The organism is bacterium, assembly GCA_020440705.1.
In the GTDB taxonomy this organism is placed as follows: Bacteria; Krumholzibacteriota; Krumholzibacteriia; order LZORAL124-64-63; family LZORAL124-64-63; genus JAGRNP01.
The window spans coordinates 1-1,833 of record JAGRNP010000245.1 but is presented as its reverse complement, the minus strand read 5'-3'; the positions used below and the strand labels follow the sequence as shown (position 1 = coordinate 1,833).

General features: G+C 54.6%; 2 protein-coding genes. Both read right to left on the bottom strand.

Annotation, left to right across the window (positions count from 1 at the left end):
• Nucleotides 1-1,048: 1,048 nt before the first annotated feature.
• The gene (locus KDM41_18090; GenBank protein MCB1185334.1) at nt 1,049-1,267 is read right to left on the bottom strand and encodes a BrnA antitoxin family protein; all 219 of its coding nucleotides are present in this window, start codon (nt 1,265-1,267) and stop codon (nt 1,049-1,051) included.
• The gene (locus KDM41_18085) at nt 1,264-1,554 is read right to left on the bottom strand and encodes a BrnT family toxin (GenBank protein MCB1185333.1); all 291 of its coding nucleotides are present in this window, start codon (nt 1,552-1,554) and stop codon (nt 1,264-1,266) included. The genes KDM41_18090 and KDM41_18085 overlap by 4 nt, the downstream gene beginning before the upstream one ends.
• Between the last annotated feature and the right edge of the window lie 279 nt (nt 1,555-1,833).

Below are 1,833 nucleotides of genomic sequence, written 5' to 3'. Positions count from 1 at the left end.
GGCTCCGCCGGCTGCGGCAGCAGGTGAAGCACAACGTTATGTGCGCCACAGAGTCGTAGGTAATCGGGCACTTATAGTTCTTGAGGTAGCTAGCGTGGCGACTTTTGGAGGCCGACTGGTTGGTCTAATCATGCTCACGGTTCTCGTGTCCGGCTATGCTTTGGCGATAGGTGCTTAGACGGTGTTCTAATGGGCACGCAAACAGAGTTGCAAAGCTCGGGAGAAGATAGTTCAAACGATCTATTCGAAAGGGACTGCCTTGAAAGTATGGACCGTGGTCATTTGTGCTCTGTTCCTGGCGCTCGATGTTTTTGCGGCACAAGAGGTCGTTTCGATCCGCCTATCTGACTTGGAGGGTACGTACGAGGTCACCCACCCGGGTCCCGGCACGATTCGGGAGATTCCTCTGGTATTGCCTGAGGGCCTGAGTGAGATTGTTGACTTGAGCGTTCGGTTCGTTGGCGAATTCGAAGTCGGGACACTGCGATACTGCGATGGAAGTGGAGAATACGATTGGGGGATGGGGTTCAAGGTGGCCTTCCCACAGCCGTCACGAAGTGCGAACTGGGCAACTTACGCTCAGGCTTGGAGAGACGGACCCGGTACTTATGATTCGTGGGGCCTTACAGTCTATCCACCTAGCGGAAATGAAGACGCTACCATCGACTTTCTGAGAACTGAGTCTACGACGATAAGGATCGAAACATGGTCAGAAGGCTATCCGTTTAATTCCTGTCCCGTAGAATCTCAGAAGACTGCGCAGATCACCGAGCTTTGGCTTCGCGTGACTGTGGAATATGGAGTAGCAGTAGAAAGCGCGAGTTGGGGAAGTGTGCGAGCTCTGTATCGGTAGTTTGGGCACATAACAAGCGCTTTCACCTGACAAGCGCACCGGTCACGCCGCTTGCCTACGCAAGCGGCGCGCCCTGGCCGCTGCGCGGCCTGCACTTGCAGGTGAAGCACAACGTTATATGGAAGAACCCAGGGTTTCGGAAGACACGTTTCGAAGGATCGGGCCCCAGGGCACGGCGAATCAGCAGCGTGGCGCCTAGTTCTTGGTCTCCCACTCAATTGACAGGCGCTTGTTGCCCGCGGCGCAATCCCGCAGGTAGAGGTTGATCAGCGTCTGATAGGGAATGCCCGTTTCCTCCGCGAGGTCTTTGAAGTAGGCAATCGTTCCCTGATCGAGGCGAATGGTTACTTGCTTCTTCAGTCGGGTGGCATAGGGGTTCTTTTTCCCCTTTGAAAAGTCGTACTGCTTTCTCATGGCTTCACCCCGTATTGCTTTGACTCCGGCTTGGTGGCTTTCCGGGCAGAATAAATGCGAATCGTTGAGTCGTCCTCTCGTAGGCAATGGCAAACCACCAAGACCCGCAGGGACCAACTCATTCCGAGGAGCACGAAACGCTCCTCCTCGATGGAGTGGTCTGGATCGGGAATAACCAGGGCTCTTTCGTCTGAAAACACAGAAACCGCCTCCTCAAAGGAGACCTTGTGTTTCTTCAGGTTGGCCTTGGCTTTGGCCGGGTCCCACTCGAATCGAACGTCGTTCATAACGACATTGTACATACGTCAGTGCGGCGGGGCAAGCCCAAATGCGTCGGGTGAAACAGAGGCCCATTGTATCTAAAACCTAGGTGGTCTACTCTTGCGAGTGTGGAATATCCATATAACAAGCGCTTTCACCCGACAAAGCTGCCTGTCACGGCCCTGGCGGGGCCAGGGCCGCGCCAGACAACTTTGCAGGTGAAGCACAACGTTAGGCGAACTAGGACTTGAATGGCTGCCACGGCGGCCGATTGACAGATATAACGACATCCGTTATAATGGGTT